The organism is Bathymodiolus heckerae thiotrophic gill symbiont (assembly GCF_900180345.1).
Taxonomy (GTDB): Bacteria; Pseudomonadota; Gammaproteobacteria; order PS1; family Pseudothioglobaceae; genus Thiodubiliella.
In genome coordinates, this window is record NZ_FXLV01000032.1 from 1 (window position 1) to 17,765 (window position 17,765).

Sequence of the window (17,765 nt, forward strand, 5' to 3'; positions counted from 1 at the left end):
CAATTAATGACGACAATTCAGCGACATTGAGGGAGTTACTCGTTAAAGCCGTACCTGAATTTAAACCACAGTGTGATATTACCGATTTACTACATAAGAAGTAGTCTGAGCAAGCCTTGCTTGATTAAACTTTAATTTTTAGCTGTTATTTGTTTGCAAATACACCAATATATAGTTAAGATAAGGGCTTTAGAGGTCATATATGCAAGAAAACAGCATATTTTTTTCATAGTGTAGTATTTTTACAAATAATTAAACAAATCCTTGGTATAAAAGGATTTTAAAGGTATTAAATAGCAATATTTTTGTATTTTTGTGGCGAATTATCTATTTTTTGTATCTTTTTTACAAAAAAGTGTTGACTCTCGAACAAACTCTTGTATAATTGGCGTCATCTTTGCAATGTTGTAGAGGTTTGTTTAATAAAACAGGGAACTAAAATGAAAAAACAATTAATGATTGCTGCAGTTGCGGCAACGATGGCATCAGCTACTATGGCTGATATTTCAATCACGGGTGATGCGTATTTTTCTTATGCTAACAACGCAATTGCTGTCAAAAAGAATGATGACAACCAGCGTGTTCGTCTAAAGGTAGTTGGCTCTACAGGCACTACCAAAGTAGTTGCTGTTATTCGTAACGGTAGTGAAACTCGTGTGGATCAAAAACCTGTGAATAATGATAAGGGTAGAGGTCTTCACATGGATAGCTTATATGTTACAACCAAAGCAGGTCCTGTCAGCATTAAAGCAGGTGACTATTGGGGTACTATTGGTTTAGGCGCTCGTTCTAAAGGTGAAGCTAAGAAAAATGCACTTTCTTTATCAACTAAAGTGGGTCCTGCAACTGTCGGCTTATTTACAGCTAACGGTTCTAATGGTGGCGCTAATTCAACTAATGTAAATGTTTCAGGTAAGGTTTACGGCGCAACAGTTAAGTTAACGCATAACCCTAGTAACTTTACAAATATTTCTGTTAAAGGTACTTTCGGTGGCATCTTAATTGCTGCTGAGCAATGGAAAGATAAAGAAGATATTGGTACTGATAACGATACAACTTTAATCCATGTTGGTGGAAAAATGGGCGCTATTAAGTGGGATGTAGCACAAATTAAAAATGATGTATCTTACATAAAAGATACAAATACTAATGTAGCTGGAGATCAAACCCAAGGGTTTAAAAATAGTAAATTTGCACCTTTAGGCTCTATGCTCGTTGGTAAAGCTGCTCGTGGCGCTACAGCAACAGCTGTTGCTGATGTTGGTCAGTTTACTGAAATCGCGGGTGTTGCAGTGAGTACTAAGTTAGCAGGTAACACAATCAAAGCTATCTATACTAGGAATACATTAGGTGCTAATGATAAACTTACAGGTACAGAATTAATTCTTACTCGTCCTTTAGGCGGCGCTATGTTGACATTGAATGTGGGCAAAGTTAGCGGTTCTGATGATTCTGATAATAACAAGGTCAACAAAGGTCTTAGACTTGATGTTAAGTTCTAGTCTTAGTTAAAAGTCTGATTGAGAGTTTGATTCTTATTATTAAACTTTAAATCAACACTTTAAAAACCCTAGTGATTTCATTATCACTAGGGTTTTTTTTCGCCTGTCAATCAACACCCAACCGACGAGCCTTGCCCGTCTTTTAGACGGGCAAGGCTCGTCGATATGTATCGGTAAAATCCTTGAACTCCTTATTTTTTTTACAAAAAAAATGTTAATTTTTTGATAAAAACTTGTATAATAAAGTACATATTTAGGTGAAAGTTGTATAAGGTTCTTTAATTTATATATATTTTGGAAATTTTAGATAATGAAAAAACAATTAATGATCGTTGCAGTCGCAACAACAATGGCAACAGCTACTATGGCTGATATTTCAATTACAGGTAATGCATATTTTACTTACTCTGACAATGCAATTGGTGGCAATGTGAACGATGACGACCAGCGTATTAAATTAAAAGTCATCGGCTCTACAGGTACTACTAAAGTAGTTGCTGTCATTCGTAACGGCAGTAAAACTCGTGTGGATTCAGATGCTGTGAATAATGATGGCAACAAAGGTCTTCATATGGATAGCTTATATATTACAACCAAAGCAGGACCTGTTAACATTAAAGCGGGCGACTATTCAGGCACAATCGGCCATGGTGTCCGATCTATGGGTGCAGACAAGAAAAATGCACTTGCTCTATCAACTTCAATTAGTGGCGTTAAGTTAGGTATATTTACTCATAATGGCTCTGGCATTGGTTCTGAGAGCGGTTCTGACTCAACAAATGTAAGTGTTTCTACTAAAATTTCTAGCACGACTGTTGGCATAGTTCATAATCCTGATAACTTCACAGACATCTCTGTTGAGGGTGATTTTGGTGGTGTTTCAGTTGCTGCTGAGCAATGGATTGACAAAGAAGGCGATAACGATGCAACTTTAATTCAAGTGAATGGTAAAGTGGCTGGCTTTAATTGGGGTGCAATACAAGTTAAAAATGATGTACCTTATGTAGCAGAAGTAAAGAATACTAGTGGTGTTGTTACTACTGCTGGTCAAGGGGTTAGTAATGGTGATTTTGCACCTTTAGGCTCTATGCTAATAGGCACAGGTAATCGTGGCGGCAAGGCATCATCTGCTAAAGATGTTGGAGACTTTACTAAAGTTTTAGGTGTTTCAGTTTCTACTAAGTTTGAAGGCAGTACAGTTAAAGCCATCTATACTAAGAATACATTAGGCACTAATGATAAAGTTACAGGCACAGAGTTAATCCTTACTCGCCCTTTAAATGGTGCCAAGTTGACACTGAATGTAGGCAAGTTTAGTGATTCAAACGATGCCACCTTGAATAATAGTAATAAAGGCATTAGACTCGATGTTAATTTTTAACCTTGGTTAAAAGCGTCTGTTGGACAGTCTAATCCCTAGACTTTAAATCAATACTCTAAAAACCCTAGTGATTTCATTATCACTAGGGGTTTTTTTCGCCCATCAATCAGCAACCCAACCGACGAGCCTTGCCCGTCTTTGAGACGGGCAAGGCTCGTCCTGAAAGATTAGTGTTAATTGTGGCGTATTGTTTGTTGCCTAATCATTATCATTTGTTGTTAAAGCAGTGTGTTGATAAGGGTATTTCGCAGTTTATGCAACGACTTGGGACTTCTTATACTGTGAGACCTTTGCATAAATATGAATAATCATCAAAAATCCACTTTTCACCCGCTTGGCAATTTTTTAAACCCAGCCTTAGCCCTGCTAGGATAAGGTTTAAGAAAATCACCAATCTGGCAAAAATTGAATTTTGCTAATCATCCCTATTTATGCAAAGGTCTCACTGTATTTTTCAATCAGCAAGAAAAAAGATCTGGTAGTTTGTTTCAAGGGAAGTTTAAAGCCAAGCATTTAGATGGTGATTTTGCATTACCAACTGTATCGGCTTATGTTAATCTTAATCATAAGCATCATAAAATAGACCCGCAGAAAATCCAGTGTGTTTGAATATTTTGGGCAAGAATTGGGAAAAAATATTTGCGATAAAGGCGAAATAGAGGGAATTATTCAACAAGCAGATGGGTTGGATGAATATAAAAAATACCTTAAGCAAGCTTCAATTGCATTTTCGGATAATAAAAATATCGTTTTATCTTCTGAATATTTCGAGTTTTAATCAAGTAAGGCTTGATTAAAAATCAATGCCTTTTTGGGCTTTGATGTTAGCTTTGAAGGCATGTTTAATGTCTTTGATGTCGCTAACGGTGTCGGCACAATCGATTAATGCTTTGCTTGCGGCTCTGCCAGTGATGACGATATGCTGGTGGCTTGGGCGGTTGTTCAGTGCGTTTATAATGATTTGCTCGTCTAGGTATTTGTAGTTAATCATATAGGTGAGTTCGTCAAGCACCACTAAATCGATTGTTTTGTTACTAAGGTAATGTTCGGCGTGTTGCCAGGCTTCCAGCGCCATTTTGGTGTCATATTCTTTATCTTGTGTATCCCAAGTAAAGCCTGTTTTCATAAAGGTGGTTTGCACGCTGGGTTGCTGTGCTAGGAAGATATCTTCACCTGTATCTTGCACGCCTTTTAAGAATTTGACCACAGCAATCTGCATATTGTAGCCAAGCGCACGGCAAATCATACCTAAAGCGGAAGAAGATTTGCCTTTGCCATTGCCTGTGAGTAAGATGATAACGCTTTTGTCTATATTTGCCTGCTCAATGCGGGCATCAATGTGCGCTTTTTTGCGCCGCATTCTGCATTTGTGATCAGAGGGCACTTTTTTGAATATTTAGAGCGGGAGTAATGCGTGGTGTGAGCGTGAAAGTAATAATAACTGCAATCATCCAATACAAAACGACTGGGATTTCAACGACTGACCAGTGCGCTATATATACTAGGAAATTGCTCCAACCTGTTTTGGCATAAGTAGTCGTGAAGAGATAATAGGCACTGGTTGCTATCAGCCATTGAGTGCTGGTAGCGGTGACAATGATAAGTGCGTTTTTAATCGTATTGTCGTCCACCATCAAGGCGCTGATGTGCTTGCCTACCCAAAAAATACCGTAGTAAGTGAGCGGTAGCACACTGTAAGCAGGGGTGATGCAGTTGGCACTAATTCCTTGATACACAATGGCGTAGTTGTCAATCGCCACAGCACTAAGAATCAGCGTAAATACCACCCAAAAATAACGAAAATACACGCCTGCAATAAACAGTGCGGGAATGGTGAAATCAGGCAAATGCACAAACGCACTCAGCCAGTTGTCGTGTCCACGCGTGGCAATCATTAATGTGATTGCTATTATCAAGAAAAATCCATTTTTCATCATACTGCTCTATATAGAAAACTATTATTTTAGCGGATTAGAACTGATAGCCTAAGCCTAAATTAAAGGTTCTGCCAAGTTGGTTGTAGCCATTTGCCACAGTGTAGTCTTTGTCAAAAGCATTATTGATATTTATTGATATTTTTGTTTTATCGTTAATGTCGTATCTGCTTGATAGGTTGACCAAAGTGTAGCCTTCTAATTTAACATTGCCAAAATCCAAACTGGATGATTTTCTGATAATTTGTATTCTTGAGTTAAATTTGGCATATCGCTTACTAATGGTTAAATTGCTTGTATTTTTTGGTCGTTTAATACTTTGTATGGTGTTGTTATTTTCTTTACTGTTGTTATAGCCATGACTGAAATCAACATTGTAGCCAGAAATATCAGTGTTTACAGATAATTCCAATCCTTTGGTGATTAGTTTGTTTATATTGACATAAGAGTAGTCAAAGGTGCCCCATGTCCCTGTAGTGGTAATAAGATTTTTTATTTTATTTTTGTAAAGTGCGATACGAATAGTACTGGAATCGTATTGTTTTTCTATACCCACTTCAATATTTTTTGAAGTTTCTGGCTTTAAGTTGAGATTGGCACCAGTAGAAGACTTGTTGCCACTAAAATCCCAACCATATAAATTCTTCAAAGTTGGAGCCTTAAATCCAGTGTTGTAATTGGCTGTTAATTTAATGTTATTATCAAGATATTTAGCAGTACTTAATCTATAAATAGTTTTGTTGCCAAATTTGCTGTGATGAGTGTAACGAGTACCTGCATTAACATCTATGCTATTAATATTTTTTTGCCAATTTATAAACAATTCCTTGCTTGATAGTTTTTTATTTTTTGTTGTGTTTTTATCGTCAGTTTTAGATAATCCAACATTAAATAAAGCATTGTCAGTTTTGATATCATTAAGTAGTGTTATATTTGTGCTTTTGTATTTATCGCCAATAATAGTAGCATTTATGCCATTATTTCCGTTATTTTTGATTTGAGAAATAGACAATTTAGATTTCCAATTTTTACTGAATGTTTTATTTGTATTAAGCATTGTTTTAGTGAATTTTGTATCTGCTAATTCTCCATTATTTGTGCCATTAAAGCTATCATATTCAGTTTTATCTCTGGCTTTTAAATAGCTAACATCAAAGCGTTTATTACCAACTTTAATTTGCGTGGATTGGTTTTTAATACTGTCTTTTTCCCCAGTAGTGTCTTTAGTCTGAGAGTTAATACCATCAGTAGTGTATTTGCTGTGGGTAAATCTAATAAAGCCATTTTTATTGTTACTATTTGCCGACAGTGTGTAAGTTTTAGAATTATTCGTGCCAAATTTAGTGCTTACTACGGCACTTGTGCCATTTGCACCTTTTTTGGTGGTAATACTAATGACACCTGCAATTGCACCTGAACCATATAAAACAGAGCCTGAATTCTTGATTATTTCTACTTTTTCAATGTCATTGATTGGGATATTTGTTAGCCCATATTCAACCGCACCATTGAGTGAATTGGCGCTAACAATACTCACACCATCAACTATAAATAAAGTGTGTTCTGATTTATTGCCACGAATAAATACTGCGGGTACATTTCCTTGCGGGTTAAATAAATTAACGCTCGGTATAGTGGCTAAAAAATCCAAAAAAGTACTGGCACCTGTGGCTTTAATGTCCTGCGCACTAAAACTAAGGGCTGAGGCAATAGGGCCGATTACTGGGCTATCGGTGCGATATTCGGTGTTAAGATAAATGGGAATAGGGCCTAAAACTGCATTGGCGTTTAGACTGGCAACGAGCGTTACTATAGGTAAGATTTTTTGCATAATATTCATCCTTCGTGAGGGTTAAAAAAATAATTATGTATCGGACTGATGCAATTGCAAATACCGTTGCGAGGACAGCGTAGGATTGTCACCTACTTCCATAATTAAAATGAGTTGCATTATAGTTATAAAATAGCCAAGTTCTGATAAAATTATGCTTTTATTTTTAATCAATCAGAGAGTGAGTGCAAATGAGTCAAGTTTATAATTTTAGTGCGGGTCCTGCAATGTTGCCAGCGCAGGTGTTAAAACGAATGCAGGGTGAATTATTAGAATATGGTAATGCCAAAGCATCGGTGATGGAAATATCTCATCGTGGTGCGGATTTTATGGCAATGGCACAAAAATCTGAGCAAGACCTTAGAGATTTGATGAATATTCCTGATAATTACAAAGTGTTGTTTTTGCAAGGAGGTGCATCGGCGCAGTTTTCTATGGTTCCTGTCAATTTATTACACGGCAAAGCCAAGGCAAATTATGCACATACGGGGCATTGGTCGAAAAAGGCGATTGCTGAGGCACAACGCTATTGCGATGTGAATATTTGTACTGACAGTTTAGGTAATAAGTACACCAATATTGATGATTTTTCAAAGTGGCATATTGATGAAAAAGGTGCTTATTTGCATTACACGCCGAACGAAACCATTGCGGGTTTAGAGTTTGACTATGTGCCAGAAGTGGGTATGCCGTTAGTGGCTGATATGTCATCTACTATTTTATCGCGTGAGATTGATGTCTCAAAATACGGCATTATTTATGCAGGTGCACAAAAAAACATCGGCATTTCTGGTTTAACTGTTGTGATTATTAGAGAGGACTTGATAGGTAATGTGGTGGCAAACCAGCCAATTTTGTTTAATTACGCTACGCAAGCGAATAACGACTCAATGTATAACACCCCATCAACTTACTCGTGGTATGTGGCAGGCCGTGTGTTTGAGTGGCTAAAAGAGCAGGGCGGCTTGGGGGCAATGGCTAAGATTAATGAAAACAAAGCAAAGACGCTTTATGCGGCGATTGACGGCTCTGATTTTTACTCAAATCCTGTGGTAGAAAAATACCGGTCTTGGATGAATGTGCCTTTTTTGTTGGCCAATGAAGATCTTAACGGTTTGTTTTTAGAAAAGGCAGCAGACAATGGTTTGATTACTTTAAAAGGACATCGCTCGGTAGGCGGTATGCGTGCTAGCATTTACAATGCGATGCCACAAGAGGGCATCAATCAGCTGGTAAGTTTTATGCAAGATTTTGAAAAGGAAAACGGCTAAGGCTAAAAATTTTATGTCCCGAGCCGGGTTCTGGGTAGAACCCGGCTCGGGACATAATGTAAATATTAGAGAGGATTTTATGAATAAAATACAAACACTGAATAACATTTCTCCAGTTGGTTTGGATAAATTGTCTAGAGAGGGTTATGAAGTTGCCTCTGAAATGACAAATCCTGATGCGGTTTTGGTGCGTAGTGCCAAGATGCACGAGTTAGAGATTGGTAGTAATTTAAAGGCAGTGGGTCGTGCAGGCGCAGGTGTAAACAACATTCCACTTGATAAAATGAGTGAAAAGGGTGTGGCAGTGTTTAACGCTCCTGGGGCGAATGCCAATGCGGTAAAGGAGTTGGTAATTTCATCAATGTTGCTTGCCAGTCGTAATATCTGCCAAGCGTGGGATTATGTAAATGGTTTGCCTCTACAGAATTTAAAAACGGCAATAGAAGACGGCAAAAAGAATTACGCTGGTTCAGAATTACCCGGAAAAACATTGGGTATTGTGGGTTTGGGTGCGATTGGAGTGCAAATCGCTAATGCTGCGTATGCGCTAGGGATGAAGGTTATTGGCTTTGATCCGAGCATTACCATTAACAGTGCTTGGAAGTTATCTGCCGATGTTGAGCAAGCACTTAGTATCGATGAATTATTTACACAAAGTGATTTTGTTTCATTTCATGTGCCATTGATAGAAAGCACAAAAAATCTGCTGAATGAAGAACGCATTGCTTTGTTGCCAGCAGGGGCAACTGTTCTTAATTTTGCTCGTGATGGTATTGTTGATGAAACAGCCTTAATCATTGCACTTGAGGCTGGTAAAGTTAAATATTATGTGACTGATTTTCCGATTGATGATAAGAAAAACCACGAACGCGTGATTGCTTTACCACATTTGGGCGCATCAACTGCTGAGGCAGAGGATAACTGCGCTGTTATGGTGGTTAATCAAGTAAAAGATTATCTTGAAAATGGCAATATTTTAAATTCAGTTAATTTTCCAGAGGCAAAAATGCCAAGAGCGGGTAAGTTTCGTTTGGCAATTACGCATAAAAATATCCCCAATATGGTCGGGCAGATTTCAACTATATTAGCAGATGCGGGGATTAATATTATTGATATGTTGAATAAATCAAGAGAGGAAGTTGCTTATACTTTAGTTGATATAGAGTGCGAGGTTTCTGATATAGTGGTTGATAATCTAAAACAAGTTGAAGGCATCTTAAGCATAAGAAGTCTTTAGAAGTAAAAAAATGACTAAAACACTGGACCAATTAAGAGTTGAAATTGATATGCTGGATAAAAGAATTCAGTCGTTGATTGGCGATCGAGCTGAGCTGGCTTCAGCCGTTGCAGAGGTCAAAAAATCAACAAAAGACCAAGGTAGTTTCTACCGCCCAGAGCGAGAGGCACAAGTACTTCGTACGATTATTGAGCGCAATGATAATCTGCTTAAAGACAAAGATATGGCACATATATTTCGCGAGATTATGTCGGCTTGTCTTGCTTTAGAGCAAAAGATTAAAGTGGCTTATCTCGGTCCTAAGGGTACTTATACGCAAGAAGCGGCCTTGAAGTATTTCGGGTACGCAGTATCGACGCTAGATTGTGGCAGTATTGATGAAATATTCCGTGAGGTGGAAAAAGGCAATGCAAATTATGGTGTTGTGCCGATTGAAAATTCATCTAATGGTGTGATTGGCGCAACAGTTGAAATGCTTTATTCTCAAGATTTAAAGGTTTGTGGCGAGGTTGAAATCTTAGTGCGTCATCAGTTAATGATGGCAGACCAGTCGAAGGAAATCAAAACAATCTATGCACATCAACAGGCACTTGAACAATGCCAACGATGGCTGAGTGATAATTATCCAAATGCTGAATTAAAGTCAGTCGCCTCTAATGCTTTTGCAGCAAGCTCTGTCAAAGACGAACCAAACGCAGCAGCGATTGCATCAGAAGCGGCACTTAGTTTGTATGACTTAGAGCGTGTTGCTAAAAATATTGAAGATAAGGCGGGCAATACCACGCGTTTCTTGGCGCTTGGCAAGGAAGAGGTGCCAGCATCAGGTAAAGATAAAACCTCTGTGCTAATAGTCGCCAAACACGAAGCAGGCGCATTGCTTGATTTACTGTCTCCTTTCAAAGAGCAAGGTATCAACATTTTGCAACTCGTACATCATCCAATGCCCAATGCTAAATGGGAATATATGTTCTTGGTTGATATTGAAGGACATCAGCAACAAGAGTCTGTAAAAAAAGCATTAGCAGAGATTGCTAAAAAAGCAATTAAAATGAATATCTTAGGTTCTTATCCTGTTGCCGTTTTGTAGGCAGAACCTGTAATATTTCAGAAAATACACATTGCCTGTGATATAAAATACACATAAAATCACACAAGGATATAAGAATGCTACATAGAACAAATATTGTTTTAGACGAAAATATAGTGCAAGAAGCGATGAGTATTGGGCAGATTAAGACTAAAAGAGCGTTGATTGATATGGCAATTAGGGAATTTATTGCCAAGCGTAAGAAGCCTAATATTATGGATTTAAAAGGAATGGGCGGTATTCGTGAGGATTATGACTATAAGAGACCTTTGCATAAATATGAATAATCATCAAAAATCCACTTTTCACCCGCTTGGCGATTTTTTAAACCCAGCCTTAGCCCTGCTAGGACAAGGTTTAATAAAATCACCAATCTGGCAAAAATTGAATTTTGCTAATCATCCCTATTTATGCAAAGGTCTCTATAAGGTTTTACGCACTCGAAATTTGCCAAAACTTAAGTAGCTATCGTGTATTTAATAGATTCCTCTATTTGGATTGATTTTCTTAATGATAAAACAAACCAAAAAACTGATACTTGTATCGCCTTGAATCAATCAGGTTTAACCCATCTTATTTGCACCGAAGTATTGCAAGGCGCTGTTAGTCAAAAAATATTTGATATTTATCAAACTTATTTATCAGTTCAACCGTTTTACGACTTTAAAGATGATAAAAAAAGTTATCAACAGGCGGCACAAATTTATTTTAATTGTCGAAAGCAGGGCGTTACTATTCGTTCAACCATAGAGTGTTTAATCGCCCAATGTGCCATCGAAAACAATCTTATTTTGCTACATAATGATAAGGATTTTAATCAAATTGCTAAAATTTATCCCTCACTTGAAGTGCAGCAAGCATGAGTAATATTTGTGCATCAATATTGTCTTTGAAGCCTTATCAAGGCGGCAAACCAATCAGTGAATTGCAACGCGAGTTGGGTTTGGACAAGGTTGTCAAGTTAGCCAGTAATGAAAATCCCCTGCCTGTTGGTGAAAAAGTGCAACAAGCTATTATGCAAGCCACCAGTGAAATAGGGCGTTATCCTGACGGTAATGGTTTTGAGCTCAAACAAGCGATTGCTCAGCATTTATCAATAGCGGTAGAACAAATCACGCTGGGCAATGGTTCCAACGATGTTTTAGAGTTGATAACTAGAGCGACGGTGTGTTGCGCAAGTGATGAGGTGATTTTCTCGCAGTATGCATTTGTGGTTTATCCACTCGTTACTCAAGCGTTAGGCGCAACTTCGATGATAACACCAGCGAAGAATTTCGGGCATGATTTGGAGGCAATGCTGGCGGCAATTACTGATAACACCAAGTTAATTTTTATTGCCAATCCTAACAACCCAACGGGTACATTGCTAGCAGACAGTACAATTTATGATTTTTTGTCAAGTGTACCGAGCACAGTGATTGTGGTGCTGGATCAGGCTTATGCTGAGTATTTAAATGCGCGTGATAATGCCATTGAGTGGCTAAAAGAGTTTGATAATTTAGTGATTACACGCACTTTTTCTAAAGCGTATGGTTTGGCAGGCTTGAGAGTGGGTTATTCGCTTTCCAGTAGTGAGATTGCCGATTATTTAAACCGCATTCGCCAGCCTTTTAATGTTAATCATATTGCCCAAAGCGCAGCGGTTGCTGCCTTGGCAGATACAGATTTTTTACAAAAAGCTATTTCCTTAAACCAGCAAGGCTTGCGTCAACTTGCTGCTGGGTTTGATGAGCTGGGTTTGTCATATATTCCCTCATTCGCAAATTTTATTGCCATTAAAGTAAGTGATGCGAGTGTGGTTTATCAGCAATTATTAGAAAAAGGTTTTATTGTGCGGCCAGTGGAAATGGAGAATTATTTAAGAGTTTCTGTTGGTACGAAAAACGAGAATGAAGTATTTCTTAATACGCTAAAATCAATCTTATGAATAAAATATGTATTATCGGTGTGGGATTGATTGGTGGCTCGTTTGCGCTAGGACTGAAAAACAGTTTAAACAAGTTTCAGCAGCTCCATATTATGGGTTTTGGTAGGAATGAGGCGCATCTGCAACAAGCACAAGAATTGGGCGTGATTGACGCTTATAGTTTGGATATTACTAAAGCACTCTCTGGGGCAGAGTTGGTGCTGATTGCCACACCTGTAAATAGTTTTAAAAGTATACTTGAGATGATTAAGCCACACATTAATAAAGATACGATTGTCTCCGATGTTGGCAGCACTAAAGGCAGTGTGATTGCCACTGTGAAAGAAGTATTTGGTAAGATGCCTGAGAATTTTATCCCCGCACATCCAATTGCTGGTAAGGAACAAAGTGGCGTACAGGCGGCTGATGGCACTTTATTTAACAACAAACGCATCATTCTCACGCCAACAGACAACGCCAATGCGCAAATGATTGCCCGTGTTCGTGAATTATGGGAGGTACTGGGAGCAAAGGTGGAAATTATGAGCGATAAAACACACGATGATTTATTGGCAATGACTTCGCATTTGCCACATATGCTGGCATTTTCATTGATGAATTATTTAATTAGTAGTGATGCCAATGCACTGGATTATGCCGCAGGCGGGTTTAAAGATTTCTCACGCATTGCCTCAAGTGATGCGGTAATGTGGCGTGATATTTGCCTTAACAACTCTGATGAAATTGTAAAACATATACAAGGCTATAATCAGACCTTAAATACATTGGCGATACTTATTAAAAGTAAAGATTCTCAAGCATTGGAGAAATTATTTTTAAGTGCTAAATTTGAACGCGATAAATGGCTAGATAATTAAGGCTACTAGGGGTTATAATGCAAAAATTTACCATTTTAGACCTTTGCATAAATATGAATAATCATCAAAAATCCACGAGTCATAATCTTAAAACTGGAATGAATATTTTTTAAGTAAATGCGAGATTTACAAGACTGTTACATCCAATAAGTGGAAGAAGGTTATAATAAAGAGAAAAAGTTAGATAAACAAGAAGCTTTTATGGAAAATATGAAGAGACCTTTGCATAAATATGAATAATCATCAAAAATCCACTTTTCACCCGCTTGGCAATTTTTTAAACCCAGCCTTAGCCCTGCTAGGACAAGGTTTAAGAAAATCACCAATCTGGCAAAAATTGAATTTTGCTAATCATCCCTATTTATGCAAAGGTCTCGAAGAGTTTTTTGAATGGTGTAAAAATTGGAATTAAGCTGAGGAATTATGAATAAAACAATTATTAATATAGAGGTTTTTCTATTATGAATGCTATAATGAAAACAAATGAACAGTTTGTGAAATCACAAGCCAAGGCGAGCATTCTTGCTAAAGAGTACAACTTAAAAACTGTCAATATTAAAGGCGATAGTGAGCATGTCCGGGTTCAGCCAGGTATAGTTTATGAAATAAGTGTCGAAAATGACGGCATATTGACTAAAAACTTTAACCTCATTGCTAAAAGAGTGGGCAATGATTTAGAGGTCTTGTTAGAAGATTCAATAGTTATTTTCGATGAATATTTTGAAATCTGTGGTTCAGACTTATCTTGTATCGTTTCTTTACCTACTGAAAACGGCAATCTGTATTATGTTACTGAGGGTAACTTTTACACCTTAACTGATGGTTCGCAAATTGTGCATTTTTATGGCGACTATACTGGACTACAGTCAATCCTCTCTGGGCAACCTGATTTATTCGCTGATAGTTTTAATTCTACTTATTTTGATGCCGGCTATTTGTCTGCGTCTATGGGTGGTGGGGGGTTACTAGGCCTTGCTGGTCTTGCTGGCAGCGGTTCTGGCAGCGGTTCTGGTGGTGGTTCTGGCAGCGGTAATAATGATACCTCTAATGTAGTTGCCGGCTTTTTCTCAGCAGGTAAGTACAGTGGCATCAAGATTGAGAATGTAGTTGAACTTTACGATAAAAATGGCAATCTACTTGCTAAAACTACTCTTGAAGCTGATGGCTCATATAGTTTCTCAACTAGTTATACAGGTGCCGTATATTTAAAACTGAATAGAGGCTTGATATATAAAGATGAATTGACTAATGCAGACAAAATACTGAGTACCGATTTGTTTGCAGTTAGCGTTATTTCAACAGGAGCCCCAAATAAAGTAAACATCAATGTTCAAACTTCTATCGCCGCTAAACTTGCAGGAGTAGACTCTACTACTATTGCTACAACAATAACATTAGATGAAAGTGAAATCACCCAATCGAACCAAAGAGTTACCGATGCGTTTGCTTTAGAAGAAAATATAGTTAAAGCTAATATTGATACTGTCAACAGTCAAGGTGATGAAAACGGATCAAAAGAGTCGGGCTATGTGGCTGCGGCACTTTCTGGCATGGAGAGTATAGCAAAATACACCAATACCCAAGATGTTATTGAAGCAGTTGCTGGTGCTATTGACAAAACTGGCGGTTTAAATAAGGAAATTTCCGACGACTTACTCACAGGTGCAAATGCAGTTAAAGTTACATTTACTGATACAAATTATAATGATGATGGCGCTAAAATTGTCGAAAAATTTAGTGATTTAGAAGTCAATTTTTCAAATATTCAAATTTCTAGTACCAATAATGGTATCTTTGTTACCACTGATGCAAGTACACAAAACATCACAGCAACATTAGATACTGCACTTGTTTCTCAAAAGCTTTGGGGTTCGGTTGACAATGGAAAAACTTGGGAAGATATTACTTCATCCGTTGCTGGAATACAACTTACTTGGAATAAAGCACTTCAAGTAGATGGCGGTGCGATTAAATTTGCGGTTACAGCAGATAGTGAATCTACAGTAACTGATAGCAACACTGTAGATGGTACTGCCATGCAAAAATACACACTGAATGCAATTACTCTATTAAGCGCTGTAGACTTAGACCCAACACAGGCAAATGCACAATCTAGCAGTAGCACGATTGTTAACAGCGCCAATCGTGCCACTACCTTAGCCACAGGCATCGCCTTTGATGCTGAGATCGCTGCACCAACAGAGACTGACATTGCACAAATTAAAATAGTCCTAGGTGGCTTAGACACTACTAACGACAAATTAATCTTAAATACCGCAGACATTAATACAAACGCAGACATCACTGCCACCACCCTCACTATTGCAAGTGTGGCTGCAAGCTACACCTTAACAGGCAATACACTAGTCATCACTAAAGCCGATGGCTCTAACTTCAGTGTTGCTAATGTTAAGACCATTGTGGAAGCAATCCGCCTTAAGAATGCAGAAGCCAGTCCAAGCGAAGGCGACAGAACAGCGACCATTAGCTACATCAATGCAGGCAATTCTGAGTCTAGTCCTGCTACGGCAAGTATTAAAGTTAACTTAATTGCCCCAGATGCTGTTGATTTAGACGCAATCATAGTAGGCACTCAAGCTACTGAAGCACTAGCGATCAACATTGTCAATCAATCACAACTAAAAGTAGGCATCGCCTTTGAAGCGAATGTTGGCACCCCAACAGCCACAGATATCACTCAAATTAAAGTGGCAATAGGCGGCACTAATTTAGACACCACCAACGATCAGTTACTGCTAGGCCTTAATTACAACTTAGACCTTAGTAGTAATGCCCAAGGTAATAATATCTCACTTGGCGCCATTACTGGCATTAACTATACTTACAATAAGACAAATAACACCTTGATTGTCTCTAAAGATGACGCCAGTGTCTTAAGTGCCACTGAGGTTCAAACTATTATTGCTAACATCAAACTACAAAACACTACCCAGAACCCAACCCAAGGCGACAGAACGGCAACCTTTAGTTATATTGATGCCGCTGGCAATGAAGGCACAAGCGCTATCACCACCTTAAGCGTAGACACCATTGCTCCAGCACAGATTGACTTAGGCGACTCAGAAGCAGGCATACAAAACAGCAGTACTACTATTGTTAATAATACCAATCTTGCCACCACCTTAGCCACAGGCATCGCCTTTGATGCTAGTATTGTTGCACCAACAGAGAGTGACATTGCACAAATTAAAATAGTCCTAGGCGGTCTAGACACTACTAACGACAAATTAATCTTAAATACCGCAAACATTAATACAAACGCAGACATTACTGCCACCACCCTTACTATTGCAAGTGTGGCTGCAAGCTACACTTTAACAGGCAATACGCTGGTCATCACTAAAGCCGATGGCTCTAACTTCAGCACTGCTAATGTTAAAGCCATTGTTGAAGCAATCCGCCTTAAGAATGTAGAAACCAGACCAAGCGAAGGCGACAGAACAGCCACCTTTACTTACACCGATGAGCATGGCAATACCAGTGCCTCAGCCACCGCTACTATTAGCATTGACTTAACTGCCCCAGATGCTGTCGATTTAGACGCCACAGCATCCATACAAGACACCAGCTTATTTACCACTAACCGTGAGCAACTGGCACAAGGTGTTGCCTTTGACGCTGCTATTGCTACTCCTACAGTCACCGATATTATTCAAATTAAAGTGGTGATAGGTGGTACTAATTTAGACACCATCAATGACCATTTACTTTTAGGTCTTAACAACCAAGTTGCTTTGAATGTAAACTCAGCAGATAACAAGGTAAGTTTAGGTGGGTTAACTGGTATTAACTACACTTATAACGCAACTACTAAAACCCTGATTCTCTCTAAAGCCGATGGCACTAACTTAAGCACGCTAGAAGTACAGCAAGTCATTCAATCAATCAAGCTTCAAAACACCACCACCAATGCCGCAGAAGGCGACCGAACGGCAACCTTTAGCTATGTCGATGTGGCTGGTAATGAAGGCGCTAGCGCTACTGCAACCGTTAGCGTTGATGCGGCAGCCAGCTCACTGAGTGCAGTTGACTTAGACCCAACACAGGCAAATGTACAATCTAGCAGTAGCACTATTGTTAGTAGTGCCAATCGTGCTACTACCTTAGCCACAGGCATCGCCTTTGATGCTGAGATCGCTGCCCCAACAGAGACTGACATTACACAAATTAAAATAGTCCTAGGCGGCTTAGATACTGCTAAAGACAAATTAATCTTAAATACCGCAGACATTAATACAAACGCAGACATCACTGCCACCACCCTCACTATTGCAAGTGTGGCTACAAGCTACACCTTAACAGGCAATACGCTGGTCATCACTAAAGCCGATGGTTCTAACTTCAGCACTGCTAATGTTAAAGCCATTGTGGAAGCAATCCGCCTTAAGAATGTAGAAACTAGCCCAAGCGAAGGCGACAGAACAGCCACCTTTACTTACACCGATGAGCATGGCAATACCAATGCCTCAGCCACCGCTACTATTAGCGTTAACTTAATTGCCCCAGATGCTGTTGATTTAGACGCCACAGCATCTATACAAGACACCAGCTTATTTACCACTAACCGTGAGCAACTGGCACAAGGTGTCGCCTTTGATGCTGCTATTGCTGCCCCTACAGCCACCGATATCATCCAAATTAAAGTGGTGATAGGTGGCACTGGTTTAGACGCCACCAATGACCATTTACTCTTAGGTCTCAACAACCAAGTTGCTTT

Annotated in this window: 17 protein-coding genes; 14 read left to right on the forward strand and 3 right to left on the reverse strand. The window is 38.7% G+C overall.

What is annotated here, in order from left to right; all coding sequences use genetic code 11:
* Window positions 1-455 precede the first annotated feature (455 nt).
* From CRYPD_RS05000 to CRYPD_RS08000, 4 genes are all read left to right on the forward strand, one after another.
* On the forward strand, window positions 456-1,502 hold the full coding sequence (locus CRYPD_RS05000) for a hypothetical protein (RefSeq protein WP_244610256.1): 1,047 nt from the start codon (window positions 456-458) through the stop codon (window positions 1,500-1,502).
* A 310-nt stretch (window positions 1,503-1,812) separates the two neighbouring features.
* On the forward strand, window positions 1,813-2,883 hold the full coding sequence (locus CRYPD_RS05005; RefSeq protein ID WP_138146505.1) for a hypothetical protein: 1,071 nt from the start codon (window positions 1,813-1,815) through the stop codon (window positions 2,881-2,883).
* 405 nt (window positions 2,884-3,288) lie between these two features.
* A complete protein-coding gene (locus tag CRYPD_RS05010; RefSeq protein WP_138146506.1) occupies window positions 3,289-3,492 on the forward strand; it encodes a hypothetical protein in 204 nt (67 codons plus the stop codon).
* A complete protein-coding gene (locus CRYPD_RS08000; protein ID WP_171004331.1) occupies window positions 3,485-3,661 on the forward strand; it encodes a hypothetical protein in 177 nt (58 codons plus the stop codon). Before CRYPD_RS05010 ends, CRYPD_RS08000 begins: the two co-directional genes overlap by 8 nt.
* Window positions 3,662-3,676: 15 nt before the next feature.
* On the opposite strand, the gene cobO is transcribed toward CRYPD_RS08000, so the two are convergent.
* From cobO to CRYPD_RS05025, 3 genes are read right to left on the reverse strand one after another with little or no spacing between them, the layout of a single operon-like run.
* Window positions 3,677-4,279, reverse strand: coding sequence for a cob(I)yrinic acid a,c-diamide adenosyltransferase (cobO, locus tag CRYPD_RS05015; protein ID WP_425290263.1), 603 nt, complete (start codon window positions 4,277-4,279; stop codon window positions 3,677-3,679).
* Window positions 4,257-4,817: a hypothetical protein gene (locus CRYPD_RS05020; RefSeq protein WP_244610257.1), complete on the reverse strand. Its 561-nt coding sequence runs from the start codon at window positions 4,815-4,817 to the stop codon at window positions 4,257-4,259. Before CRYPD_RS05020 ends, cobO begins: the two co-directional genes overlap by 23 nt.
* 37 nt (window positions 4,818-4,854) lie before the next feature.
* Window positions 4,855-6,648, reverse strand: a complete 1,794-nt coding sequence (locus tag CRYPD_RS05025) for a TonB-dependent receptor plug domain-containing protein (protein ID WP_171004332.1) — start codon at window positions 6,646-6,648, stop codon at window positions 4,855-4,857.
* Between the two features lie 191 nt (window positions 6,649-6,839).
* On the opposite strand from CRYPD_RS05025, the gene serC reads away from it, so the two are divergent.
* From serC to CRYPD_RS05075, 10 genes are all read left to right on the forward strand, one after another.
* Window positions 6,840-7,919, forward strand: coding sequence for a 3-phosphoserine/phosphohydroxythreonine transaminase (gene serC / locus CRYPD_RS05030; protein WP_138146510.1), 1,080 nt, complete (start codon window positions 6,840-6,842; stop codon window positions 7,917-7,919).
* 79 nt (window positions 7,920-7,998) lie between these two features.
* Complete coding sequence (locus CRYPD_RS05035) at window positions 7,999-9,156, forward strand: phosphoglycerate dehydrogenase (RefSeq protein ID WP_138146511.1); 1,158 nt, start codon at window positions 7,999-8,001, stop codon at window positions 9,154-9,156.
* A gap of 10 nt (window positions 9,157-9,166) precedes the next feature.
* The gene (gene pheA, locus CRYPD_RS05040) at window positions 9,167-10,243 is read left to right on the forward strand and encodes a prephenate dehydratase (RefSeq protein WP_138146512.1); all 1,077 of its coding nucleotides are present in this window, start codon (window positions 9,167-9,169) and stop codon (window positions 10,241-10,243) included.
* Between the two features lie 77 nt (window positions 10,244-10,320).
* On the forward strand, window positions 10,321-10,530 hold the full coding sequence (locus CRYPD_RS05045; RefSeq protein WP_138146513.1) for a type II toxin-antitoxin system VapB family antitoxin: 210 nt from the start codon (window positions 10,321-10,323) through the stop codon (window positions 10,528-10,530).
* Window positions 10,523-10,708 (forward strand): hypothetical protein, encoded by a 186-nt coding sequence (locus tag CRYPD_RS05050; RefSeq protein ID WP_138146514.1) that lies wholly within the window; start codon window positions 10,523-10,525, stop codon window positions 10,706-10,708. Before CRYPD_RS05045 ends, CRYPD_RS05050 begins: the two co-directional genes overlap by 8 nt.
* Window positions 10,709-10,713: 5 nt before the next feature.
* Entirely contained in the window at window positions 10,714-11,106 is a 393-nt protein-coding gene (vapC, locus tag CRYPD_RS05055; protein WP_138146515.1) for a type II toxin-antitoxin system VapC family toxin, read from the forward strand.
* Complete coding sequence (gene hisC, locus CRYPD_RS05060) at window positions 11,103-12,170, forward strand: histidinol-phosphate transaminase (protein ID WP_138146516.1); 1,068 nt, start codon at window positions 11,103-11,105, stop codon at window positions 12,168-12,170. The genes vapC and hisC overlap by 4 nt, the downstream gene beginning before the upstream one ends.
* On the forward strand, window positions 12,167-13,027 hold the full coding sequence (locus tag CRYPD_RS05065) for a prephenate dehydrogenase (protein ID WP_138146517.1): 861 nt from the start codon (window positions 12,167-12,169) through the stop codon (window positions 13,025-13,027). Before hisC ends, CRYPD_RS05065 begins: the two co-directional genes overlap by 4 nt.
* A 232-nt stretch (window positions 13,028-13,259) precedes the next feature.
* The gene (locus CRYPD_RS05070) at window positions 13,260-13,439 is read left to right on the forward strand and encodes a hypothetical protein (protein WP_138146518.1); all 180 of its coding nucleotides are present in this window, start codon (window positions 13,260-13,262) and stop codon (window positions 13,437-13,439) included.
* Window positions 13,440-13,500: 61 nt separating this feature from the next.
* Window positions 13,501-17,765 (forward strand): beta strand repeat-containing protein (locus CRYPD_RS05075; RefSeq protein WP_138146519.1); only part of this gene is annotated, 4,265 nt, incomplete at its 3' end.

Coding starts and splice junctions, on each gene's coding strand:
- hisC (WP_138146516.1), top strand. CDS start 11,103: ATGAGTAATATTTGTGCATCAATATTGTCTTTGAAGCCTTATCAAGGC.
- CRYPD_RS05000 (WP_244610256.1), top strand. CDS start 456: ATGATTGCTGCAGTTGCGGCAACGATGGCATCAGCTACTATGGCTGAT.
- CRYPD_RS05005 (WP_138146505.1), top strand. CDS start 1,813: ATGAAAAAACAATTAATGATCGTTGCAGTCGCAACAACAATGGCAACA.
- CRYPD_RS05065 (WP_138146517.1), top strand. CDS start 12,167: ATGAATAAAATATGTATTATCGGTGTGGGATTGATTGGTGGCTCGTTT.
- CRYPD_RS05035 (WP_138146511.1), top strand. CDS start 7,999: ATGAATAAAATACAAACACTGAATAACATTTCTCCAGTTGGTTTGGAT.
- pheA (WP_138146512.1), top strand. CDS start 9,167: ATGACTAAAACACTGGACCAATTAAGAGTTGAAATTGATATGCTGGAT.
- CRYPD_RS05045 (WP_138146513.1), top strand. CDS start 10,321: ATGCTACATAGAACAAATATTGTTTTAGACGAAAATATAGTGCAAGAA.
- serC (WP_138146510.1), top strand. CDS start 6,840: ATGAGTCAAGTTTATAATTTTAGTGCGGGTCCTGCAATGTTGCCAGCG.
- CRYPD_RS05070 (WP_138146518.1), top strand. CDS start 13,260: ATGAATAATCATCAAAAATCCACTTTTCACCCGCTTGGCAATTTTTTA.
- CRYPD_RS05025 (WP_171004332.1), bottom strand. CDS start 6,648: ATGCAAAAAATCTTACCTATAGTAACGCTCGTTGCCAGTCTAAACGCC.
- CRYPD_RS05050 (WP_138146514.1), top strand. CDS start 10,523: ATGAATAATCATCAAAAATCCACTTTTCACCCGCTTGGCGATTTTTTA.
- CRYPD_RS05020 (WP_244610257.1), bottom strand. CDS start 4,817: ATGAAAAATGGATTTTTCTTGATAATAGCAATCACATTAATGATTGCC.